Genomic DNA, 4,595 nt, shown 5'->3' on the forward strand with positions numbered 1-4,595 from the left:
CGGCAACTTCAAATGACAAGTATTAATTTGAAAATCGAAGGGGAGGGAACGAATTGAAGAAAAGGAAACACTGTCACAAGCGAATATTTAGTATTGTAGCAACATTACTTATGGTATTTTCATTACTATCACCAGGACCCGCGGATGCTGAATCAATCAAGGCATCAAACCGTTATGTAAATGATCACCAAACTGCTGCAAAGGTAAAGGTAAGCAGTCGTTTACTGGATAAGTTTAAAAAAGATGATAAAGTAACTTTTTTAATCAAATTTAAAGAAAAAGCAGATACAGCAAATGCTATAAAGCGGGCGAAAGCAATTGCGAAGCAAGAAAAACTAACGGCGAATAAAGAAAAGTTTATCCAACGATCTGCAGTAGTATCTGAATTAAAAGCTGCTGCACATGTAGAGCAGCAAAACGTATTAAAATATCTTAAACAAGAAGTACATAAAGGGAATGTCGAATCTTTTAATTCCTATTTTATCGTCAATGGTATGGCTGTTACAGCGACGAAAGAGGTTGCAGAAAAGATAGCAACCTTTTCCGAAGTTGAAAAAGTACTGCCAAACGAAACAAGACAATTATTTGCTTCAACAACTAAAGAGGAAAGCCCTAATTCAAATCTAGCGAATGTAGAGTGGAACGTTGAGAGAGTTGGAGCTCCGGCTTTATGGGAAAAGGGAATCGACGGTACAGGTGTTGTTGTAGCGAGTATTGATACCGGTGTTCAATTGGATCACCCCGCATTAAAGGAAAAGTATCGCGGCTATAATGCAGCAACCGGAGAAGTTGATCACGACTTTAATTGGTTTGATGCCACTGCCGGACAATCGATTCCATATGATGATTTAGGACATGGAACACATGTGACTGGGACAATGGTCGGCAGTGAACCAGATGGATCTAACAAAATAGGAGTAGCACCGGGCGCAAAATGGATTGCTGTTAAGGCATTCTCGGAGACTAGCGGAAGTGATGCCAATCTATTGGCTGCTGCAGAGTGGATTTTAGCACCAACAGATGCAAATGGGAATACCCGCGTTGACATGGCACCTGATATTGTTAACAACTCATGGGGTGGCGGACCAGGTCTTGATGAATGGTATCGAGATGTAGTAAGAGAATGGAGAAATGCCGGGATATTTCCTACATTCGCAGTTGGAAACACGGGCATGACTAATGATGGCGGACCTGGATCAGTCGCCAATCCAGCAAACTATCCCGAATCATTTGCAGTGGGAGCAACGGATAGTAATGATATAGTTGGAGACTTTTCATTACGCGGCCCTTCACCATATGGTGAAATAAAGCCTGATATTTCAGCGCCTGGAGCGAATATTCGTTCATCGATACCTCGCAGTGATTACGAAGGCGGTTGGAATGGATCATCGATGGCGGCCCCCGCTGTATCGGCAGTTGTAGCATTATTATATCAAGTAGATGCAAGTTTATCGGTTGATGAAATAGAAAAAATTTTAATAGAAACAGCAAAGCCTTTAACGGATAAGGAATATCCAGAATCACCAAATAACGGGTACGGCTATGGATTAGTCAATGCATACAATGCGGTATCTTCTATTAGAGATGGTCTGGGGACTTTGGAAGGAAAAGTGGTACAAACGATTAAGAATTTTGATTTGCCGATAAGCGGTAAAGTAAGCGTGCTTGAAAGTAGACAGTACGTCAACACAAATCCTGAAAACGGCTCTTATAAACTCCCGCATGCTGCTGGCAAATATACAGTTCAAGCCGAAGCATATGGATATCAATCTAAACAGCAATCAGTAACGTTTGAAAAAGATAAGGCTATACACGCAAATTTCACATTGAATGAAATCCCCAAAGGAACTATAAGTGGTGTGATTACCGATAAAATCTCGGGGGAAGCTGTTGAAGGTGTAACATTACTCCTTATGGAAGATGCCAATATTACACCTGTGGCGACGAATAAGGACGGTAAATATGAAATTACAGCTAATGAAGGAACTTATACGTTGAAAGCCATGAGAAGCGGCTATCACAGTCAAGATGTTGCTATTACAATAAAAGGAAATGGCCAAGCGGTTGATATTGTTCTTGATCCTTTTTACACGTATCCTGGCGGCGAAATTGGCTATGATAATGGAAAAGTTGATAGTGGTAGTATGTATTTTGGCGGTGGAGCTGGCTGGGCAGTAAAAATGTCATTGCCAGAGAATAAGAAATCAGCGATTGTCACAGATGGTGTGTTTCACTTAAAAGATAAAAAATACTCAGAAACACATGGAACGGAATTTAATGTGGAAGTATGGGATGCCTCTGGACGCGATGGGTTACCGGGTAAGAAACTTGCTGGCCCGATAGCCGCTGAAGCTGTATTGGATGACTGGACAGTAGTTGATTTAACCGATTACAATATCAAGGTTGATGGAGATTTTTATATGGTGTATGTCCAAACACTGAATTATCCGGAGGCACTTGGTTTAGCAACCGATAACGGTAATCCATATATGGAGAGAAGCTATCAATATCTTGACGGCGAATTTTATCCAGCATTTGTTGAAGACGGTAATTATATGATCCGTGCACGTGTTAGTTATGAAGTAGACAAGCCTTCAATTACTTCGCCAAAACAGGATGAAGTATTCAAAGACGAAAACATCACGGTAGAAGGAACTGCCTCACCGACAACAACGATTAAGCTGTTGAATAATAATGAAGAAGTAGGTACTGCAAAAGTTGGCGATGAAGGCAAATTTTCAATCCCAATGAAAATTAATGACGGTGAAAATAGTTTAATAGCAGTCTCCATGTTGAATGGGAAAATGACGGGAAAATCGGATCCTGTTATTGTTTCACTACTATCCGATAAACCTGCCATTAAAGATCTTAAACCGGCAATTGACCAATCTATGTTCCCTAGTGAGGAGCTAGAAATCTCCTTCCGAAGTAATGTAATCGGTGGAGAAGCAAACTTTGAAGTGAAACTCCCTGCGCAAAAGAAGACGCAATCCTCTGCTAAAAATATAATGGAAGAGGTTGAGCCAGGAGTTTATAAGGGCGTTTGGACTGTTCCAGATGTAAAAATTCAAGATGCTATTATTGAAGTTGAACTAACAGATGCCACTGGAAAAAGAGTTACACAGGAAGCACAAGGGAAACTAACGATTAAGCAGGATGTTGGTCCTGGCCCTGGCCCTGGTCCGGTTGATCCTAAACCAGAAACACCACCAGCATTCACGGATATTACAAATACTTTCGCAAAAGATGAAATTAATAAGCTTGCAGCGAAAGGAATTATCCAAGGGAAAACGGAAACTACCTTTGCACCAAACGCACAAATTACGCGTGCAGAATTCACCGTATTACTTGCTCGCGCGCTAAACCTTCCGTTGAAGACGTACGAGGGCAAGTTTGAAGATGTGAACACAAGCAAAAAGTGGGCATTTGCAGGGATTGAAGCAGCTGCCAATGCAGGCATTGTGAACGGAATGAAGGATGGTAAATTTAATCCAGACGCTCCGATTAAACGTGAAGAAATCGCGGCAATGGTTGTAAGAACTGTTGAGTATAAAGATAAAATAAAACTAGACAACCTAGAAAAACCAGCTAACTATAAAGACCATCAATTAATTGGTGCATATGCAATTGATTCAGTCTATAAAGCAACTGCACTAGGTGTTATTAAAGGGAACGAAGGTCGGTTCAATCCTAAAAACAATGCAACACGTGCTGAAGCAGCAGTTATGCTCTACCGTACATTGGACACACTTAAATTAATAAACTGATTTGGAAAAGAAGAGCCGAGTAATTTCGGCTCTCAGTGTGTAGACAAAGTGCATAAAAAAACTGGTACCCAGCCGAGAGGTAAAAAGATAGTTGGATCTATCCGTTAGTTCAATAAGAAAAACATACTAAGATTATGAATCGTTGAATTTTAATCCACTATGTAACAAAACTCGTCCAATATTGAACACGATATAACAGGTGTTCAAATGTATCAGTTTGGAATGATTACATATAACCAAAACTCTGACCATTATTCTATGTTCATTAACTTACAATGTGATTTCTTATGTAGTGTTTAAATCTAAATACTATATTGAAGGAATAAAAGAGTTACTGGTAGCAAAAGAAGAAGATTGAAGTAATAGTTTATAATGTCTTCTTGAATTCACGGGTGCGTTGTTTCAAGAAGGATTAACGCTTTTTTGTTGAACTTATTGAACTAACGGGGCAGTTTACTTTAATAAGAAAAGGTGAAGAAGGAATTAAATAATTCGGGAGGTAACCTTTTCTATGGAGCATCCTTATAAAAAGTTTGAAAACACGCCGTTATGGGGAGTTATAAATAAAGGTGTAGATGACCTTGTAGAAAATGATGACATTGAAGAAATGACCAAAAGAGAATACATTGTTGGCTATCTTTGTAAGTTGGTATCGGAAATAGAAACGGAAAACAAATAAGATTTCTTGTTCAGCTAACGCGACAGGATAATTAAAAATGGGAGAAAAAATATCTTTAAAATGCGATATTTTTTAGATTTTATTTGTGGAGGCAATATATGGGCTATTTTATGGACTTAAGAAAGTTAGTGGGCCACCGACCACTAATT

At 39.4% G+C, this 4,595-nt stretch carries 2 protein-coding genes; both read left to right on the forward strand.

Features of this window, described 5'->3' with window-relative positions; all coding sequences use genetic code 11:
• The first annotated feature begins 110 nt into the window (after window positions 1-110).
• Window positions 111-3,767 carry a S8 family serine peptidase gene (locus AC1DOS_RS18155; RefSeq protein WP_477538630.1) on the forward strand — a complete coding sequence of 1,219 codons (3,657 nt, stop codon included), beginning with the start codon at window positions 111-113 and terminating at the stop codon, window positions 3,765-3,767.
• 511 nt (window positions 3,768-4,278) lie between these two features.
• Window positions 4,279-4,446: a hypothetical protein gene (locus AC1DOS_RS18160; RefSeq protein ID WP_477538629.1), complete on the forward strand. Its 168-nt coding sequence runs from the start codon at window positions 4,279-4,281 to the stop codon at window positions 4,444-4,446.
• The last annotated feature ends 149 nt before the right edge of the window (window positions 4,447-4,595 follow it).

Source organism: Paenisporosarcina sp. P5_A11 (assembly GCF_056400705.1).

What these genes read in the sequence shown, in the direction of transcription:
- AC1DOS_RS18155 (WP_477538630.1), top strand. Translation starts at nt 111, where the DNA reads ATGGTATTTTCATTACTATCACCAGGACCCGCGGATGCTGAATCAATC.
- AC1DOS_RS18160 (WP_477538629.1), top strand. Translation starts at nt 4,279, where the DNA reads ATGGAGCATCCTTATAAAAAGTTTGAAAACACGCCGTTATGGGGAGTT.